General features: G+C 63.8%; 16 protein-coding genes. 13 read left to right on the forward strand and 3 right to left on the reverse strand.

The genetic code is table 11. The features are described from left to right. Positions 1–274 precede the first annotated feature (274 nt). From MRX98_RS22205 to MRX98_RS16900, 11 genes are all read left to right on the forward strand, one after another. Positions 275–2,380, forward strand: a complete 2,106-nt coding sequence (locus tag MRX98_RS22205; RefSeq protein ID WP_246912766.1) for a molybdopterin-dependent oxidoreductase — start codon at positions 275–277, stop codon at positions 2,378–2,380. Between the two features lie 72 nt (positions 2,381–2,452). After that, complete coding sequence (locus MRX98_RS16855; protein ID WP_246912768.1) at positions 2,453–2,968, forward strand: 4Fe-4S dicluster domain-containing protein; 516 nt, start codon at positions 2,453–2,455, stop codon at positions 2,966–2,968. Positions 2,969–2,977: 9 nt separating this feature from the next. After that, positions 2,978–5,134 (forward strand): FAD-dependent oxidoreductase, encoded by a 2,157-nt coding sequence (locus tag MRX98_RS16860; RefSeq protein ID WP_246912771.1) that lies wholly within the window; start codon positions 2,978–2,980, stop codon positions 5,132–5,134. Between the two features lie 14 nt (positions 5,135–5,148). Next, positions 5,149–5,358 (forward strand): hypothetical protein, encoded by a 210-nt coding sequence (locus MRX98_RS16865; protein ID WP_246912776.1) that lies wholly within the window; start codon positions 5,149–5,151, stop codon positions 5,356–5,358. Between the two features lie 309 nt (positions 5,359–5,667). Then, entirely contained in the window at positions 5,668–7,620 is a 1,953-nt protein-coding gene (locus MRX98_RS16870) for a thiamine pyrophosphate-dependent enzyme (RefSeq protein WP_246912778.1), read from the forward strand. Then, a complete protein-coding gene (locus MRX98_RS16875) occupies positions 7,607–8,218 on the forward strand; it encodes an indolepyruvate oxidoreductase subunit beta (RefSeq protein WP_246912780.1) in 612 nt (203 codons plus the stop codon). The genes MRX98_RS16870 and MRX98_RS16875 overlap by 14 nt, the downstream gene beginning before the upstream one ends. Before the next feature lie 63 nt (positions 8,219–8,281). Then, a complete protein-coding gene (locus MRX98_RS16880) occupies positions 8,282–9,616 on the forward strand; it encodes an MFS transporter (RefSeq protein WP_246912781.1) in 1,335 nt (444 codons plus the stop codon). Beyond that, complete coding sequence (locus MRX98_RS16885) at positions 9,613–10,323, forward strand: DUF1847 domain-containing protein (RefSeq protein ID WP_246912782.1); 711 nt, start codon at positions 9,613–9,615, stop codon at positions 10,321–10,323. Before MRX98_RS16880 ends, MRX98_RS16885 begins: the two co-directional genes overlap by 4 nt. A gap of 127 nt (positions 10,324–10,450) precedes the next feature. Then, positions 10,451–12,172, forward strand: a complete 1,722-nt coding sequence (locus tag MRX98_RS16890) for an aldehyde ferredoxin oxidoreductase family protein (protein WP_246912784.1) — start codon at positions 10,451–10,453, stop codon at positions 12,170–12,172. Then, positions 12,169–12,411: a MoaD/ThiS family protein gene (locus tag MRX98_RS16895; RefSeq protein ID WP_246912785.1), complete on the forward strand. Its 243-nt coding sequence runs from the start codon at positions 12,169–12,171 to the stop codon at positions 12,409–12,411. Before MRX98_RS16890 ends, MRX98_RS16895 begins: the two co-directional genes overlap by 4 nt. A gap of 46 nt (positions 12,412–12,457) precedes the next feature. Further along, positions 12,458–13,615, forward strand: a complete 1,158-nt coding sequence (locus tag MRX98_RS16900) for an acyl-CoA dehydrogenase family protein (RefSeq protein WP_246912786.1) — start codon at positions 12,458–12,460, stop codon at positions 13,613–13,615. Positions 13,616–13,621: 6 nt separating this feature from the next. On the opposite strand, the gene MRX98_RS16905 is transcribed toward MRX98_RS16900, so the two are convergent. From MRX98_RS16905 to MRX98_RS16915, 3 genes are all read right to left on the reverse strand, one after another. Continuing rightward, entirely contained in the window at positions 13,622–14,809 is a 1,188-nt protein-coding gene (locus MRX98_RS16905; RefSeq protein ID WP_246912787.1) for a vWA domain-containing protein, read from the reverse strand. Positions 14,810–14,952: 143 nt separating this feature from the next. Continuing rightward, positions 14,953–15,795: an AAA family ATPase gene (locus MRX98_RS16910; protein ID WP_246912788.1), complete on the reverse strand. Its 843-nt coding sequence runs from the start codon at positions 15,793–15,795 to the stop codon at positions 14,953–14,955. A 77-nt stretch (positions 15,796–15,872) separates the two neighbouring features. Next, positions 15,873–16,943 carry a uroporphyrinogen decarboxylase/cobalamine-independent methonine synthase family protein gene (locus MRX98_RS16915; protein WP_246912789.1) on the reverse strand — a complete coding sequence of 357 codons (1,071 nt, stop codon included), beginning with the start codon at positions 16,941–16,943 and terminating at the stop codon, positions 15,873–15,875. A 233-nt stretch (positions 16,944–17,176) separates the two neighbouring features. Between MRX98_RS16915 and MRX98_RS16920 the strand changes: the two genes are divergently transcribed. Together MRX98_RS16920 and tatA are read left to right on the forward strand one after the other, a co-directional pair. After that, positions 17,177–17,587: a hypothetical protein gene (locus MRX98_RS16920; RefSeq protein ID WP_246912790.1), complete on the forward strand. Its 411-nt coding sequence runs from the start codon at positions 17,177–17,179 to the stop codon at positions 17,585–17,587. 68 nt (positions 17,588–17,655) lie between these two features. Beyond that, on the forward strand, positions 17,656–17,832 hold the full coding sequence (tatA, locus tag MRX98_RS16925) for a twin-arginine translocase TatA/TatE family subunit (protein ID WP_246912791.1): 177 nt from the start codon (positions 17,656–17,658) through the stop codon (positions 17,830–17,832). Positions 17,833–17,845 lie beyond the last annotated feature (13 nt).

Below are 17,845 nucleotides of genomic sequence, written 5' to 3' on the forward strand. Positions count from 1 at the left end.
GCAAAAAGATAACATACCGGATATAAGGCGAATCAAACCGATCCACCGGCCTTGCCGAAACCCGGGCGGGGGCCTCTTTCGCCCCCACGACACACTGAAGGGTGGTATGGAAATTGCTAAAATACATCCCCGGCCCGCCGCCCGCCCGGTCCATCCGGGCTTGGCAGGGCGGGCGGATTGCGACAACGATTCGGGAAGCCACGCAACTTCCCCATCCGATAAAACGCACCCTGACAGGAACAACCTTTCAAGGTGACACGCACGGAGGAGGACTGTGAGCCAAACTTACTATTCCTTATGTTTCATGTGTTCCGTACGCTGCCCCATCCAGGTGGAAGTGGCCAATGGCCGCGTGCAGTGGGTCCAGGGCAATCCCCACGTGGCCGGCATCGAAGGCAGCCTCTGCCCCAAGGGCGCGGCGGGCACCGCCTTACTCTATGATCACCAACGACTGCACACCCCCTTGATTCGCGATGGCGAAAGGGGTTCCGGGCAGTGGCGCCAAGCTTCGTGGGAAGAGGCGCTGGACTATGTGGCCGACAAACTCAAGAAGGTGATCGACACCCACGGCGGCCGCAGCGTGGCCCTCATCGAGCGCACGAACCTTTCCACTCATGTGAGCAAGACTTTCCTCAAAGCCATCGGCTCACCCAACCACCACACCCATGACGCGCTGTGCAAAGGATCGGTCAATACCGCCTGCCGCAGCCTCTTCGGCTACACCGACGCTCAGATGGGCATGCAGTACGACAAGGCCAAACACGTCGTGCTCTACGGCCGCAATATGTTCGAGGCGGTGGCGGTCAAGGAGGTCAGAAACTTGATGACCGCCCTGTCCAACGGGGCCCAGTTGACCTACATCGACCCACGGGTCACGATCACCGCCACCAAGGCGACCCGGCACTGGATGATCCGGCCGGGGACCGATCTGGCCCTCAACTACGCCCTGATGCATGTGATCCTCAATGAACGGCTCTACGACGAAGCTTTCGTGGATCGCTGGGTCAGCGGGTTGTCCCATCTCAAGGAGTTCGTCCGGCCCTATACGCCGGAGTGGGCCGAAGGGGAAACCGGCATCGCCGCAGAGCGGATCGTCAAACTGGCGCGGCAAATCAGCCGGGACAAGCCGTCGGTCATATTTCATTTCGGCTACCGCGGCGCCCATCATGCCAATGAAACCTATCTGCGCCGGTCCATTCTGATCCTCAATGTGCTGATGGGAGCGATCGAGGCGCCCGGCGGCCTCTTTTTCAAAAAGGGCCCCGGCGAAACGGGCGGCAAAGCGGCACGCAAGCTGACGGAGCAGGAGCTGCCCAAGGTCGATGCGCCCAGGGCGGACGGCGTGGGCGGCAAGCAACTGCCGCTGCCCGATGCCGCCCACGGTGTTCCCCAGACGTTGATCGACGCCATCCAGACCGGTGAACCCTATCCGATCAAGGCGCTGATCATCAATCGCTTCGACGCGCTCAAATCGATTCCCGACACCAACAAGACCAAAAAGGCCTTCGAGAATTTGGATCTGTTGGTGGCCATCGATGTCAATTTCAGCGACACCGCCTGGTACGCCGACGTGGTGCTGCCGGAGTCCACCTATTTCGAACGCACCGACTGCATCCAGCAGGCCAACGGGCTCAAGCCCCAGATGTTCCTGCGTCGCCAGGTCATCCCGCCCCTGCACGAAACCCGCGAAAGCGCCATGATGCTCAAACAATTGGCCGAGCGCCTGGGGATTGAAAAGTACTTTCCCTACAACACCATGGAGGAGCTGGTGGCCTGGCAACTGGAAGGCACCGGATTCACCATGGCCGACTTCGAGGCCAAGGGGTTCGTGGCCTACGCCAAGGACGCCATCTTCTGGGACCGCAAGGATGGCATCAAGTTCAAGACCCCCTCGGGCAAGATCGAGCTGCGCTCCGCATTGCTGGAGGATGCCGGCTTCCCCTCTTTTCCGCCCTACGTGCCGGTGCCGAAAGCAGAGCAGGATCGCTTCCGACTGGTAGTGGGCCGGGTGGCCTTTCACACCCACATCTCCACCCAGAACAACCCCTACTTGAACGAGCTATACCCCGAAAACAACTTGTGGATCCACTCTTCCCGCGCCAAAGCCCTGGGCATCGCCGACGGTCAGATGGTGGAGGTGACCAGCAGTCGCGGCAGCGGCACGCTCAAGGCCTATGTCAGCGACATGATTCACCCGGAAGCGGTCTTCATGGTGCACGGTTTCGGCCATGAAGCCCGGGAGGCCCAACGCTGTTATGCCAAAGGGGTTTCCGACAGCGTTCTGCAAGAGAGCATCACCGACATGGTGGGCGGCAGCCCTGCACTGCACGACACCTTTGTGACCGTCAAGGCCGCTGAAACGGAACCGGCCGCCGCCTGACCCGATATCACCGGTCGGTGAATCCATTTTCGGCAGACGCGGCTTGCCGCGTGTTATGAGAAGGAGAACCACATGAGTGATTTTTATCTGTTTCAAGATACCCGCAAGTGCATTGGCTGTCATGCCTGCGAAGTCCAGTGCAAAGCCAACAAGGGATTGCCGCCGGGTCCCAAGCCGAGCCAGATCGTGCCCGTGGGGCCCAAAATGGTGGGGGAACACCCTCGGGCCTCTTTCGTGTTCATGCACTGCTTTCACTGTGAAAAACCGTGGTGCGTGGATGCCTGCCCCACCGGCGCCATGCAAAAGCGGGAAAAGGACGGCATCGTATTCGTGGAGGCCGACCTGTGTGTCGGCTGCAAGGCATGCATCTCCGCCTGCCCCTGGGGCGCGCCCCAATGGCATCGCGAATCGCGCAAGGTGGTCAAGTGCGATTTCTGCATGGACCGTGTCGATCAGGGTTTGCAGCCCGCATGTGTCACCGTCTGCATCACCCACTGCCTGAGCTTCGGCGAAAGCAACGCGATGACCCAAGTGCGTCGCCAACGCCATGCCCGGTCGGTGGCCGCCTTGGACGACAATGCCTTTTAGGATCCGAGAATGAAAAAAACGCCCCCTCCCCATTGTCCCGTCGACGATGCCCTCTCGCGGCTGCAATCAGCCGCCGAGGGCAACGCGCTGCAGCATCCCCGCAGCCGACGGCTTGTGGGACAACTGGCGACCCTGGTGCGCGATGTGGCCTGGGGCCGCGCGGAAATGGATCACCTGTCGGCCCTGGACCGTCTGGCCGCGGAACTGGCCGGCTTCAATGCCGACCCTCACGGGGCCGAATTGGGTGCCGCACTGCAGGCAGCCCTGGACCAACACCGGGAAGTTTTCGAAAGTCATGTGCAGACGGAAAACTGCGCCGCCGAAGTGTGCGACCGCCTGGCCCCGGCCCCTTGCCAGATGGCTTGCCCGGCCGGTATCGACGTGCCCACCTATGTGGCGCTGATCGGCGAGGGACGGGACGCCGAGGCCATCGAAGTGATCCGGCGCGACAACCCCTTCCCCTGGGTATGCGGCCTGGTCTGCACCCGGCCTTGTGAATTCATGTGCGTGCGCGGCCGCATCGACACCCCGGTGAGCATCAAGTTTCTCAAGGCCTTCGCCGCGGAGCGCGCCTTGTCCAAGGGGGAGTATGTCAACCCCCCCGCCGCCGCGTCCAAGAACCGCAAGGTGTGCGTGGTGGGCGCCGGGCCGGGCGGCATGACCGCCGCCTACTATCTGGCCCTCAAGGGCTACACGGTGCGGGTCTTGGAAGCTTTGCCCATGGCCGGCGGCATGATGATGGTGGGCATTCCCCGTTACCGCCTGCCGCGGGAGGTGATCGACCGCGAAGTGGCGATGATCGAAGATCTGGGCGTGACCTTTCACTTCAACACCCGCTTCGGCCGGGACGTCACCCTGGCGCAACTCCAGGCCGAGGGCTTCGAAGCCTTTTTCCTGGCCATCGGGGCCCATGACTCCTTCCGCCTGGGCATCGAGGGTGAAGGCGACTACCCCCAGGTGCTGCAATCCATCGAATTTCTCAAGCGGGTGGCCCTGGGCGACCGACATATGCCCGGCAAACGCGTGGTGGTGATCGGCGGCGGCAACGTGGCCATCGATGCCGCCCGCACCTGCCTGCGCCTGGGATGCAGCGACGTCACCCTGGCCTACCGGCGCACCCGGGACGAAATGCCGGCCGATATCGAGGAGATCGAACAGGCGGAAGAAGAGGATGTGCGCTTCAACTTCCTGACCGTGCCGGTGGCCGTCGAAGGCCATGACGGCCGGGTCACCGGTTTGCGCTGTCTGCAGGCCGAACTGGTGTCCAAGCCGGGTTCCGACCGCATGTTCCCGGTACCCATCGACGGCAGTGAATTCGTCATACCGGCCGATGCGATCATCAGTGCCATCGGCCAGCGGGTGGCGCAGGGGAGCCTGACTGAAATCAAGTCCCTGGGATGGACCCGCCGCGACACCATCCATGTGAACACCGCCACCATGGCCACCGACGTGCCCGGCATCTTCGCTGCCGGCGACGCCGTCACCGGACCCGCCACGGTGGTGGAGGCCATCGGCGGCGGCAAACGGGCGGCCCAGGCCATCGATCGCTTTCTCAACGACATCCCCCAACCCAACATGCCGCCGGTGCCCGTGCGACGGCAGCGGGTGGCCTGGACCGAAGTGCCCGCCGCCACCAAGATGGCCCTCAAGCGGCCCCACATGCCGCTGCTCAACATGGACCGGCGCCGCACCACCTTCCAGCAGGTGGAGTTGGGCTACACCGAGAACATGGTGCGCGAGGAGGCCCGCCGCTGCCTGCGCTGCGACATCTGCCGCCGCTGCGGGCGTTGCGTGCAGGTGTGCCGCGACAAGATGGGGGTGGATGCCCTTCAGTTGGGCTACCTGGACTTCGATCACCCCGGCCCCACCGACTTCCGCCTCACCCAGGAGCGTTGCATCGCCTGCGGCGCCTGCGCCGAAAACTGTCCCAACGACGCCATGCTGATCGAAGAGCGCAAGGGCGAACGGGTGCTGCACCTGTGCGGCACCATCCTCAGTCGGCAACCCTTGCTCTTCTGCGACGGTTGCGGCGCCTCCATGGGCACGGCCCGCTATCGCGACTACATCCGCAGCCGCACCAAAGCCGTGGCGCCGACCATCGGCCGGCGCATGCTGTGCGATGCATGCGCCCGCAAACAGTCCTCCATGGACCGTAATATAGAATAAGGGGGAGGGTTCCCATGGTTTTCCGCAGAGGTCAGAAAATCGAAGTGTTCCAGCGCAGCAGCGACGACATGTGGGAAGATTACATGGACCGCTTCATCGGACGGCACGGCATCATCACCGATCCGGACACCTCCATCAACGATCCGGACGCCCTGGTGGAGGTGAGCCTGGAAGGCATGGGCACCCACCGCCTGCCCCAGGATTGCCTGCGCCTGCTCGATTGACGCTGCACGCTCCGGCGCATCGCTGAAACCGCCACATCCTACGCCAACCCACTGCCGGCCCTCGCCGACGGCCGTCCGCCATACGCCGGCGGTCGGTTGACCGCCGGCGCATAGCGGGCGATGCCGCGCCGTCTCCTCTCTTCGTCCCCATCCCGCTTCCGCCGGACCCGTCGCTTACATCCAAAGTGTACCTCGATATCTTTTGAACACCATTCTTTAGTTCGTCTATTCCGAACACTATTTCGTATAATGGAAACTTAAGCCGCTTTTCTGTTGTCAGCGAACGGCCTTCGTGCTAGAAATATGCTTATGACGACAACATCCCAAGCATGGCATCTGGATGCGCCCGGCCGTCGCTGCATGATGTCGGGCAACGAAGCGGCCGCCCGCGGCGCCGTCGAGGCGGGGGTACAGGTGGTGGCCTCCTATCCCGGCTCACCTTCGGTGCAGGTGCTGGAGTGCCTGGCGGCCGTGGCCCGCGAACGGGAGATCTACGCCGAGTGGTCCATCAATGAAAAGGTGGCCCTGGAGGTGGCGGCGGCCGGATCCCTGGCAGGGTTGCGCGCCCTTGCGGTGATGAAGGCCGACGGCCTGAACGTGGCGCTGGACTTTCTCACCACCTTGCCCCTTTCCGGCATCCGCGGCGGACTGGTGTTGATCGTTTCGGACGACCCCGGGGCCCACTCCAGCGTCAAGGAGGAGGACACCCGCTACCTGGCGGTGCCGGCCCACATACCGCTGTTGGAACCGACCACTCCGGCGGATACGCGGGACATGATCGCGTGGGCCTTCGAACTGTCGGAAAAGTGCGCCCTGCCGGTGATGGTGCGGCTGGTGACCCGCATCTGTCACGCCCGCGGCAATGTGACCCTGCAACCGATCCACGCGGGCAGTCAAACGCCCCGCTTCGATCCCGATCCGGGCTACATCACCGCCGCCCGCTTCCACGGCCGGGCCCACGAACGACTTGACAACCTGCTGCCGTTATATGCCGCCGCCCCCTTCAACCCCTACACCGGCCCGGCCGATCCCGAACTGACCATCGTGGCCGGCGGCGTCAGCCACTGTTACGCCTTGGAAGCGGTGGAGCGCCTGGCCGCCGGCGACCGCGTGGGCATCTTGCGGGTGGGCACCCTTTGGCCCTTTCCCGAGGCGCCGGTGCTGGCGGTGTTGCGCCGTTCCCGGCGGGTGCTGTTTCTGGAAGAGATCGAACCGTTCATCGAAGAGCAGACCAAGCTAGTGGCCGCCGAACACGCCGCCGAGCTGGGTCCCCTTGAATTTCTGGGCCGCCGCACCGGCCAGGTGCCTTGGGTGCAGAAGGCCCGGGGCATGGGGGAGATGGATCCCGACATCGCCACCCGGGCGTTGGCCGCGGCCCTGGACATCCCCTTCGAACAAGGGGCCACGCGATCGGCCGAAGCGCAGGCCGCTCTGGACGATCTGCCCATGCCGCTGCGCCAGCCCAGTTTCTGCGCCGGATGTCCCCACCGGGCGGCCTATTGGGCCATCAAGAGCGCCCTGGCCATGGACGGCCGCCAGGGATTCGCCCTGGGCGACATCGGCTGCTACGCTTTGGGCGTGATGCCCACCGGCTACCAGGCCATCCGCACCGTGCACAGCATGGGATCGGGGGTCGGCTTGGCCGCCGGGTTCGGCAAGCTGCGCGCCATGGGCCTCGATCAACCGGTGGTGGCGGTGATCGGCGACTCCACCTTCTATCATAGCGGCATCCCGCCGCTGCTCAACGCCAAAACCACCGGCGCCGACTACCTGTGCATCGTGCTGGACAACGGCACCACGGCCATGACCGGCCATCAGCCCCATCCGGGATGCGGCGTGGATGCCCTGGGCGACCCCACCAGCGCCATGCCCATTGCCGACCTGGTGCGCAAACTGGAGATCCCCCTGACCGTGGGCGATCCCTACGACGTGCACGGCACGGTGGCCGCCATTCTGGAACTGCTGCAACGCGGCGGGCTGCAGGTGCTCCTGCTGCAGCAGCCCTGCGCCTTGCAAGCGCTCAAGGGAGACAAACGCCGAAAGGTGACCGTCGATCCCGAACGCTGCCGGGGCGACGCCTGCGGCTGCGGGCGGTTGTGCAGCCGGGTCTTCGCCTGTCCGGCCAACACCTGGGACTCCGCCGCCGGACGTGCCGTCATCGACGAGGTGGTGTGCGCCGGCTGCGGTGTCTGCGCCGCGCTCTGCCCCGAGGGCGCCATCCTGGTCGAACCCCCGCAAGGAGACGCCCATGCTGCCCCATGATCCCCTCAACATCATCATCTCGGGCGTGGGCGGGCAGGGCAACATCCTGGCCTCGGACCTGCTCTCGCGCACCTTCTGCGAACAGGGATGGCACATCAGCGTGGGCGAGACCTACGGCGCCACCCAGCGGGGCGGATCGGTGGTCAGCCACCTGCGGCTTTCCCGCCGACACGCCTACGGTCCGTTGATTCCTTTGGGCGAAGCCCACATCCTCATCGGCTTCGAACCGCTGGAGGTGTTGCGCATCCTGCGCGAGTACGGCCATGCCGATGTGCGGGTGGTGATGAACGATCGCCCCCTGCCCCCCCTGGAGGCGCTGCAGGGACAAAGCGCCTATCCTTCCCTGGACGCGCTAAAGGCGGCCATCGGCGGTATGAGCCGACAATTGGTGGTGGTGCCCGGCACCCGATTGGCCCAGGAGGCCGGCAATGCCCAGGCCCAAAACGTGGTGATGGTGGGCGCCTTTGCCGGCTTGGGGTGGATTCCGCTGGAAAAAGGCGCCTACCTGCAGCCCATCGAAGGCCTGTTCAGCGGCACCAAGCTGGCCGTCAACCGAAAAGCCTTCGAGCTGGGATATCAAGCCGGTCAGAGGCAATAAAGGCGGCCGCCATGGCGGCGGTCCGTCTCTCTTGAACGGCCGACATCCCTGAGGAGTTGCGGCATGGCCGAAATCACAGCGGCGGCACGCAAGCCGCTTTTCTACTACGGGTGGGTCATCGTGGCCCTGGGATTCGTCACCCTGGGCACCGCTTTCGGGGTGTGGTACTCTTTCTCGGTCTTCATCCTGGCCATCATCAATGAATTCCAGTGGAGCCGGGCGGCCGCATCGAGCATCTTCTCCACCTTCATCTTCGCCCAGGCGCTGATGAATCCCGTCACCGGATACCTGCAAGACCGTTTTGGACCCCGGGTGATCATCCCGGTGGGTACATTGGTGGTGGCCCTGGCCCTGTTCCTGACCAGCCACGCCCAGAGCCTGTGGCATTTCAACCTGGCCTACGGGGTGTTGGCGGGCGCCGGTATCAGCCTGATGGGCTTCGCCTCCCACGCAGCCTTCATCCCCAAGTGGTTCGAACGCAAACGGGGTCTGGCCCTGGGCATCACCATGGCCGGCATCGGTTTCGGTATGCTTTTCCTGATTCCGCTGGTGGAGCGCTGGATCAGCAGCTTCGGCTGGCGCACCACCTACCTCTACCTGGCCCTGATGGTCCTGGTGGCCCTGGGGCCCCTCAACCTGCTGCTCTCCCGCCGCAGCCCCCAGGATCTCAACCTGCTGCCCGACGGCGACAGCGATCCGGACGCCCCGGACAACGGTCGCCCCGCCCCCACCATGCGCCTGACCGTGGTGGACCCCCAATGGGCCGCCCGCTCCTGGACCCTGGGCGCCGCCCTGGGCACCCAGCGCTTCTGGTTGCTGTTCCTGGCCTTCTTCTGCATGGCTTTCTCCTACCAGGGCATCTTGTTGCATGCCGTGTCGGCTATGGTGGACCAAGGGCTGACCCGTGAAACCGCCGCCTACTTCTTCGGCATCCTGGGCATCGCCGGATCGGGCGGCAAGATTCTGTTCGGCTACCTGTCCGACCTGTTCGGCCGGGAACGGACCGTCACCCTGGCCGGCGGCATCGCCTGCATCGGCATCCTCTGTTTGATGTTCGCCGGCAATGCCCCCAGCCTGCTGCCGCTGCTGTTCGCCCTGCTCTTCGGCCTGGGCTATGGCGCCGCCGCCCCCTTGCTGCCGTCCATGTGCGCCGACATTTTCCTGAGCAAAGCTTTCGGCCTGATCTTCGCCACCATCGCCATCGGCGGCGGCATGGGCGGGGCGACGGGCGCCTACATGGCGGGATTGCTGCGCGACGTGAGCAACACCTACACCACCCCCATGGTGGTCTTCATCGCCCTGCTGCTGCTCTCCTGCGTCCTGATCCGGCTGGCGGCGCCCGGCCAGGTGCGGCGCATGGTGCGCCTGAAACCGCAACACGAGAAGGAAGCCCCATGAACGACAACGCCACCAACCCAATTGCTCCCGAAGATGCACTCGCGGCCTGTGCGGCCTGCAAGCTGCCCATCGCCAAACGCATCTGCTTCAACCCGCGGGGCACCGGTCCCAAGGGATGTCCCACCATCAACGCGGCGGCCGTGCTGGCGCAAGCCAATCAACACTACCGCGACCCGGCGGTCGGGGAGTTCGCCCGCCAGGCGTCGCGGCAGGAGGCCGAAGGGTATGCCAACCGCCACGAGCGGCCCTACATCATGCAGCCGGCCAAAACCCGCATCGTCGAGATTTGTGAATTCGCCCGCAAAATGGATTATCAACGCCTGGGTCTGGCTTTCTGTATGGGCCTGATGCGGGAGGCGGCAATGGTGGGCGACATCCTGACGGCCCAGGGCTTTGAAGTGGTTTCGGTGGGTTGCAAGGCCGGCCGCACGCCCAAAGAGACCATCGGTATCACCGACGACGAAAAGGTGTTCCAGGACAAACCCGAAGCCATGTGCAACCCCATTTTCCAGGCCCGCCTGCTCAACGACCAGGCAAGCCACTTCAACATCCTGCTGGGCCTGTGCGTGGGTCACGACGCCCTCTTCTTCCAGTACGCCACCGCCCCCACCACCGTCCTGGCCGTCAAGGACCGGGTCACCGGCCACAATCCGCTGGCGGCGGTCTACTGCTCGAACTCTTATTACCGGCGGCTGAAGCAACCCTGATCAGGAAGCATTGGTTGGAAGCAGGATCTATGTTATGAATTGAATACGGTTTCTGAACCGTCGTACCGGCAATCGCCGAAAAGGTTCGAATCCTTTCCCCAATAAAACCAAACCGCAAGGAGGCCGTATGCAATTGATCCGCGTCAATATGACGGACCAATCCATTCACGTCGAAGATATGCCATCCGCCTACGAAGGCCTGGGCGGCCGGGGACTCACCTCGGTGATGATCGACGCCGAGGTGCCGCCCCGATGCGATCCCCTGGGGCCGGAAAACAAACTGATCCTGGCGCCGGGGCTGCTCAGCGGCACGCCGCTGGTCAACACCGGACGCATCTCCATCGGCGCCAAGAGCCCTTTGACCGGCGGCATCAAGGAGAGCAATTCGGGGGGCAAAATCGCCACCAGCCTGGCCAAACTGGGCATCGCCGCCGTGGTGGTGGAGGGGCAGGCACCGGCCGGCGCCTTGTGGCGGCTGGTGATCGACGACCAGGGCAAAGCCGCCTTGCAGCAAGCGTCGGATGACAAGGGAGCGCGCACCTATGCTTTGTGCGCGAAACTGCTCGAGCAATTCGGCCCCAAATACACCATCGCCTGCATCGGACCGGCGGGCGAGCTGCAATTGGGATCGGCCTCCATCCAAACCACCGATGTGGACGACCGCCCCTGCCGGGCGGCCGCACGGGGCGGCCTGGGGGCCGTGATGGGCGCCAAGGGGCTCAAGGCGGTGGTGGTTGCCACCCAGGGCAAGGCGTCGGACACCATCGCCGACCCGGAGGGCTTCAAGGAGGCGGCCAAGGCCATTGCCCAGGGTTTGCAGAAGAACCCCTTCACCGGGCAGGTGCTGCCCAACCTGGGCACCGCCGGCATCCTGGGCGGGGTCAACGCCATGGGGGCTTTTCCCAGCTACAACGCCACCAAGGGGGTGTTCGACGGCTGGGAGAAGATCAGCGGTGAAGCCCTGGCCGAGCGGCTGCAGCAGCGGGGCGGCAAGACCAAGCACATGGGCTGTTCCCAGTGCATCATCCACTGCTCCAACGAATACGTGGACGACAAGGGCAAATATGTGACCTCGTCCCTGGAGTACGAGACCCTCTGGTCCATGGGCGGCATGATCGGCGTCGACGATCTGGACGCCATCGCGCGCCTCGATTTTTTGTGCGACGACATCGGGCTGGACACCATGAACACCGGCGTGGCCCTGGCCGTGGCCATGGATGCGGGCCACAAACCCTTCGGCGACGGCGCCGCCGCCATCGCCATGGTCGAAGAGGTGGCCCGGGGCACCGACTTCGGCAGGATCCTGGGCAGCGGCCCCGTGGCCGTGGGCAAGCACTTCAACCACCACCGGGTGCCGGCGGTCAAGGGCCAGGGCATCGCCGCCTACGATCCACGGGCCATGCAGGGGCTGGGGGTCACCTACGCCACCTCCACCATGGGGGCCGACCACACGGCGGGCAACCTGCTGGGCCTTTACATGGCCGGAGCCCTCGATCCCCTGGCAGCCGAAGGACAGGCCGACGCCTCGCGGGGGGCCCAGGTCACCATGGCGGCCCTGGACTGCATCGGCCTGTGCATCTTGGCCGGCGGCGCGGTGGCCTCGTCCAAGGGACGGGAGGCCATGCTGCGCCTGCTGGGCGCCAAATTCGGCCGGGAGATGGCCCCCGACGCCCTCACCGAGATGGGCGTGCGCATCCTGAAGGCCGAGAAGAATTTCAACACCCGGGCCGGGCTCAGCGCCACGGACGACCGGCTGCCGCGGTTTTTCCACGAAGAGCCGCTGCCGCCGCACAACAAGACCTTTCTGGTGAGCGACGACGACCTGGACAAGGTGTACAATTTCCAATGATCCGCGTGACGGTTCAACTCCACGGCACCCTGCCCCGGCGGGTGCCGGCTTACGACCCCGAACGGGGCCTGACGATCTCCCTGGCGCCGGGGGCCACCGTTGCCGACCTGCTGGACGCCCTGGGTCTCACGGCCGAGGATACCGGCGTGGTGGCCCTGGACGGCCGTGTGGCCCAACCCGCGGATGCCCTGTCCGACGGCGCCCGGGTGCGCATTTTTCAGGTGGCCCACGGCGGCTGAGCAGACGTGCGCCGGGGCCGAACCCTCAAAACAAAGGTGCTTTGCCATGATCGATTTTTCTCTGACCGCCGAACAGCAACGCTATGTGGATCTGGCACGGGAATTTTCCACCAAGGAGATCGCCCCGGTGGCCCTGGCCTATGACGCCGCGCCGGTCTATCCGGAAGCGATCCTCAAAAAGGCCCGCGAACTGGGCCTGCTGTACACCAACATCCCCGAGGCCTACGGGGGATCGGGGATGGATTTCGTCACCCACTACCTGGTCACCGAGGCACTCAACTACGACTGCTGCGCCATCGGCCAGATGATCGGCATCGCTCACCTGGCCACCGGCCCGGTTCTCATCGGCGGCAGCGAAGCGCAGAAACAGCGCTTCCTGCAGCCCATGACCGCCGGCCACCGCAGTGCCTGCTTCTGTCTGACCGAACCGGGGGCCGGCTCGGACGCCGCCGCCATGCAGACCCGCATCGAGAAACGGGGCGACAAATACCTGCTCAACGGCGCCAAGTGCTACATCACCAACGGCCGCGACGCCGACCTGCTGGTGGTGTTCGCCACCATCGATCCATCCAAAGGCACCAAGGGCATCTGCTGCCTGGCCGTGCCGCGCACCACCCCCGGCATCCGGGTGGGGCGGGTGGAGGACAAGATGGGCCACCGGGCGCTGGTGGTCAGCGAGCTGTTCTTCGACGACGTGGAGCTGACCCGCGACCATCTCATCGGCGCCGAAGGACAGGGGTTCAAGCTGGCCATGATGGCCCTGGACCGCGGCCGGGCCAACATCGCCGCCGTCTGTACCGCCATCGCCCAACGGGCCCTGGACGAAGCCAAACGGTGGGCCAACGAGCGGGTGCAGTTCGGCCAACCCGTGGGCCAGTTCCAGGGGGTGCATTTTCTGCTGGCCGATATGTACCAGGCGGTGATGGCCGCCCGCGCCCTCTACCTGCAGGTGGGCTGGATGCTGGACCAGGGCCGCCCCTGCATCACCGAAGCCGCGGCGGCCAAGTGTTTCGCCTCGGACGCCGCCATGCGGGTGACCACCGATGCGGTGCAGATCCTGGGCGGCTCCGGCTACATGAAGGGCGCGGTGGTGGAAAAACTGATGCGCGACGCCAAGCTGACCCAGATCTTCGAAGGAACCAACCAGATCAACCGCATCGTCTGCGGCCGCGGGGTGCTAACGGGCAAAAACCGGCTTTTCTGATACGGATCAGGACTGCAGGTGGGCGATGGCCTTCTCCAGGCCGTCGATGCTCAACTCGAACATGGGAAAGATCTGGCTGATGATCTGGATGGTGCGGGTGTAGCGCCACTGGCGGCTGTCCACCGGGTTGAGCCAGACCGAATGGGGAAAGGTTTTGGCCAGGAACTGGAGACAGGCGACGCTGGGCCGGCCGCTGCGCTCGGTGATGTAGATGGAGCCGTCCTGGGCCATCAGCTCGTAAGGCGCCATGCTGGCGTCGCCCACCAGGATCAGCCGGGTTTCGGGGTCGCGGCGCACCAGGTCGTTGATGGGCACCGGCTTCTTGTAGCGCGAAGCGTCTTCCCAGAGGGTCTCGTAGATGGTGTTGTGGAAGAAGTAGGTCTTGATCTCCTTGAACTGGGCCCGGGCATAGTCGAACAGGGTCTGGACCACGGGGATGTAGGGATCCATGGACCAGCCGCCGTTGTCGATGGCCAGCATCACCTTGAGGCGGTCCTTGAGGCTGCGGTCGAAGACGATCTCGATCTCCCCGGCATTCTTCATGGTCTGGTAGATGGTCTTGTCCACGTTGACCTGGTCCTTGGGACCGGAAGGCCGCAGGTGGCGCAGCCGCTTGAGGGCCTCGCCCATCATGGCGGCGGTCAGCGGCCCCTGCAACGAGTAGTCCTTGTAGCGCCGTTCCATGGCCACCTTGACCGCCGACTTGTTGCGTGATTCACCGCCCACCCGCATGCCGCCGGGATGATAGCCGGAGTGGCCCACCGGTGAAGTGCCGCCGGTGCCGATCCAGCGGTTGCCGCCGTCGTGCCGCTCGGTCTGCTCCTTGAGCCGCTCCTTGAAGTATTCGATCAACTCCTCCGGGGTCAGCCGCTGCAGTTCCGCTTCGTCCATGCCCAGGGCGTCGGCGATCTCCTTGGGATGCTGCAACCACTGCTCCAGCAGGGCGCGGGCCATCTCGTCCAGGGCCAACCCCTCGGTGTCGGGCAGTTCGCTGCCTTTGAAGTGATGGGCGAACACCTGGTCGTACAGATCGAAGTAGCGCTCGCTTTTGACCAGCACAGCCCGCGAGACGGTGTAGAAGTCATCCAGACTGGTGACCATGCCTTGGGACAGCGCCTTGTGCAGCGTCAGAAAGGCGGTGGGCGATACCGGCACGCCGTGGTCTTTGAGTTTGTAGAAGAAATCGATGAACATGGTGCTTCCGATCTGTCGGATCTTTCGGCGAATCTTTCGGCGGATCTTTCGGCGGATCTGTCGGGCGGCTCCATCGGGTCGATGCAATTTCCCGAGCCTTCCCGCGGCGGTTGTCAGTACCTTGCGAAACCGTCACCGAACGCTCAATAGCGTGCCCGCCGTTGCACCTGCCGGTTGGCCTGCTCGAAGTCCTGGCTTTTCTTGAAGAGCACCCCCAGAAAGGGCAGATCCCCTTTGGGCAGCCGCTTGGGGTTGAAGTCCGGGTCGCTTTGCAGCGCTCGGATCCAGTTGATCAGCTCGCGGGTGGCCGGCCGCTTTTCGACCCCTTCGATCTGGCGCAGGCCGTAGAAGGCGTCGATGGCCGCCTCGACCAGGGCGGTGCTGGTGCCGGGAAAGTGGACATCGATGATCTTGCGCATCATCTTGGGATCGGGAAAGGCGATGTGGTGGAAATTGCAGCGCCCCAGGAAGGGGTCGGACAGGTCCTTCTTGGCGTTGGAGGTGATGATGATCACCGGGCGATGCTTGGCGCGGATGGTTTTGTCGATCTCGATGATGTCGAACTCCATCTGGTCCAGAACGTCGAGCATGTCGTCCTGGAAATCGGTGTCCGCCTTGTCGATTTCATCGATCAGCAGCACGGTGCGCCGATCCGCCGCAAAAGACTGGCCGATCTTGCCCATCTTGATGTAGGCCTCGATGTCGCTCACGTCGCGGCTGGAGTCGCCGAAGCGGCTGTCGTTGAGCCGGGTGAGGGTATCGTATTGATACAGGGCCTCCACCAGCTTCATGCTCGATTTCACGTTGAGCACCAGCAGCGGCATGCCCAGGCTCTCGGCGATGGCGTGGGCCAGCATGGTTTTGCCGGTGCCCGGCTCGCCCTTGAGCAGCAGGGGCATCTCCAGGGCCATGGAGACATTGACGATCTGCGCCAGTTCCGCATCCAGCACATAGCGTGAAGCGCCGGTGAAAGTGGATTCGCTCATGGTGATTGTCCTCTGTTGGGTCTTGTTGCCTCGTTGATTGAAAAACCAGGGCATGACGGTTGCTATCGCCTGAGGGTTCAGTCGGCCCGCACGCGGCGCGCTAGGTCCCGGGTCAAGGCCAGCACCTTGGCGCCGGCGTCGGGCGGCAACGAACCGGTGCCGCAGCTGGGCGTGATAAAGGCCTGGCGCCGAATGGTCCGCGGATCGAGACCAATGGCGGCCAGCTGGGCCACCTTGGCCTGCCAATCGGCCCATAAACCGTCCAGGGTGGCCTCGGCCACCTGATCGGCATCCCCGGTGGGCACCATGCCCCAGGCCAAACAGCCGCCGCCGCCGATGAATTCGGCCAGTTGCTTGCCGTAGAGCATTACCTTGTCAAAGTAGCCGCAGGCATCGAAATTGACGATATCCGCCCCGGCCTCCAGCAGCAGCGACCAATCGGTGTTGGCGCACACGTGCACGCCGGCCATCCCGCCCTGGTCGTGCACCGCCTGGATCACTTCGCTCAGGCACTGGACAATATCCTGCCGGGAAATGCTGATGAACTCCGAGGAACCATAACCGGCCAGGGCCGGTTCGTCGATGAACAGGATCACGGGCACTTGGAAGCGCGCCAGTTGCCGTACCTGCCAGGCCGCCTTGACGGCCATCATCTTGACAGCCGCGTCACGCAGGGCGTCGTCGTAAAAGATAGCCCGGCGATCCTGGTCGGTCAGGCCGGTGCAGAAGGTAAAGGGCCCGGTGATCTGTCCTTTGACAGCGAACAGCTCGGCGGGACGGCGGTCCGCCAGTGCCGCCAGCAGGCTGAAAAAGCCTTTGGCCAAAGCCGGGTCGAGGGCGAAGGGGCTCTCGTCCAGTTGCTCGGGCTGCTCCATGACACCCAGGTAGGCCTCGAAAAAAGCGACCATCCGGGCATCGAAATCGTCCCGGGAGGTGTCCACGTAAATACGGTCGTCGGCGCTAACCAAGCCGGGCATGCCCGGCGCGAATTGGGCCACCATGCCTTCTTGCGGATAAACGGGCAGTTGGACCCAATTGGGGATTTCGGGCACGTGGCGCAGTACCAGTTGGGTGGCCTGTTCATGATCTTGCAACGGCTGGCTGCCGATCAACATGGGCCGGCCGTCGGGATGCAATGCAGGGGGCATGAAAAATATCCTTGGCGTTTCGAAGGTTACGTTGACGATCGTGAAAAAACAACCGCTGACGGATGGAACATACCGTCAAGATGAAAGAATCATGTGTACCATAACCTACAAGGCTGCACAAGACGACCACCAAACGCCCATCGATCAACGATCCTCTTTGACACCCCTGCGGGGCGGTGTTATATTCCGGGTCTTGTGTTAAGATAAATGAAATGGGGTTGTGGGTATCGCTGATGAGCAAGATCATCCCTCTGGACGACAGACTCAAACTGACCGCTGAAAAAAAGGCGGCCGTGCTGCGCAAGCAAAAGATCATGGCCGTGCGCAAGCTGTTTCAGTGCACCCACTGCGCGGCCAAATGCGAGCGCTGCGGCATATCCCTGAATGCCGATCCGTCCAGCGGGGAAAACCCGCATCCCAGAACGCCCTACCACTTCTGCAACAGCTGCGCCGATGAGTATATCGACTACATCAATCGACTGCAGGGCAAGGGCAATCCCGAAGCTTACTGGCACAACGATCATTGGATGAAAGTGTGGCAAGCCTGGATCGAGTACCAGGGCGCCACCGATCAATATCTGCGATCCAAGGAGTTCCGCCGCCTGCTCGACGAGCTGGGCCCCGGGGATCTGCAATGTGATTAGCCACGGCCCCGTCGGTCCCTGCCGGCGCCGCCGATCCGTTCAAAGCAGGCCATGCGTAGGAGGCAAAGATGTTTGGTATCGGCATTCCCGAGCTGATCATTATTCTGGTCATCATTCTCATTATCTTCGGTGCCGGTAAACTGCCCGAAATCGGCGGGGGACTGGGCAAAGCCATTCGTAATTTTCGCGACGCCAACAAAGAAGAAACCAAGGGGCCGGACAAAATCGAAGAAGATAAAAAGTAGCTTCCCCTCTCCC

It is taken from the genome of Desulfatitalea alkaliphila, assembly GCF_022968795.1.
GTDB lineage: Bacteria > Desulfobacterota > Desulfobacteria > Desulfobacterales > Desulfosarcinaceae > Desulfatitalea > Desulfatitalea alkaliphila.

What these genes read in the sequence shown, in the direction of transcription:
- MRX98_RS16860 (WP_246912771.1), top strand. Translation starts at nt 2,978, where the DNA reads ATGAAAAAAACGCCCCCTCCCCATTGTCCCGTCGACGATGCCCTCTCG.
- MRX98_RS16920 (WP_246912790.1), top strand. Translation starts at nt 17,177, where the DNA reads ATGAGCAAGATCATCCCTCTGGACGACAGACTCAAACTGACCGCTGAA.
- MRX98_RS16890 (WP_246912784.1), top strand. Translation starts at nt 10,451, where the DNA reads ATGCAATTGATCCGCGTCAATATGACGGACCAATCCATTCACGTCGAA.
- MRX98_RS16915 (WP_246912789.1), bottom strand. Translation starts at nt 16,943, where the DNA reads ATGCCCCCTGCATTGCATCCCGACGGCCGGCCCATGTTGATCGGCAGC.
- MRX98_RS16905 (WP_246912787.1), bottom strand. Translation starts at nt 14,809, where the DNA reads ATGTTCATCGATTTCTTCTACAAACTCAAAGACCACGGCGTGCCGGTA.
- MRX98_RS16870 (WP_246912778.1), top strand. Translation starts at nt 5,668, where the DNA reads ATGACGACAACATCCCAAGCATGGCATCTGGATGCGCCCGGCCGTCGC.
- MRX98_RS16855 (WP_246912768.1), top strand. Translation starts at nt 2,453, where the DNA reads ATGAGTGATTTTTATCTGTTTCAAGATACCCGCAAGTGCATTGGCTGT.
- MRX98_RS16885 (WP_246912782.1), top strand. Translation starts at nt 9,613, where the DNA reads ATGAACGACAACGCCACCAACCCAATTGCTCCCGAAGATGCACTCGCG.
- MRX98_RS16865 (WP_246912776.1), top strand. Translation starts at nt 5,149, where the DNA reads ATGGTTTTCCGCAGAGGTCAGAAAATCGAAGTGTTCCAGCGCAGCAGC.
- MRX98_RS16900 (WP_246912786.1), top strand. Translation starts at nt 12,458, where the DNA reads ATGATCGATTTTTCTCTGACCGCCGAACAGCAACGCTATGTGGATCTG.
- MRX98_RS16895 (WP_246912785.1), top strand. Translation starts at nt 12,169, where the DNA reads ATGATCCGCGTGACGGTTCAACTCCACGGCACCCTGCCCCGGCGGGTG.
- MRX98_RS16880 (WP_246912781.1), top strand. Translation starts at nt 8,282, where the DNA reads ATGGCCGAAATCACAGCGGCGGCACGCAAGCCGCTTTTCTACTACGGG.
- tatA (WP_246912791.1), top strand. Translation starts at nt 17,656, where the DNA reads ATGTTTGGTATCGGCATTCCCGAGCTGATCATTATTCTGGTCATCATT.
- MRX98_RS16875 (WP_246912780.1), top strand. Translation starts at nt 7,607, where the DNA reads ATGCTGCCCCATGATCCCCTCAACATCATCATCTCGGGCGTGGGCGGG.
- MRX98_RS16910 (WP_246912788.1), bottom strand. Translation starts at nt 15,795, where the DNA reads ATGAGCGAATCCACTTTCACCGGCGCTTCACGCTATGTGCTGGATGCG.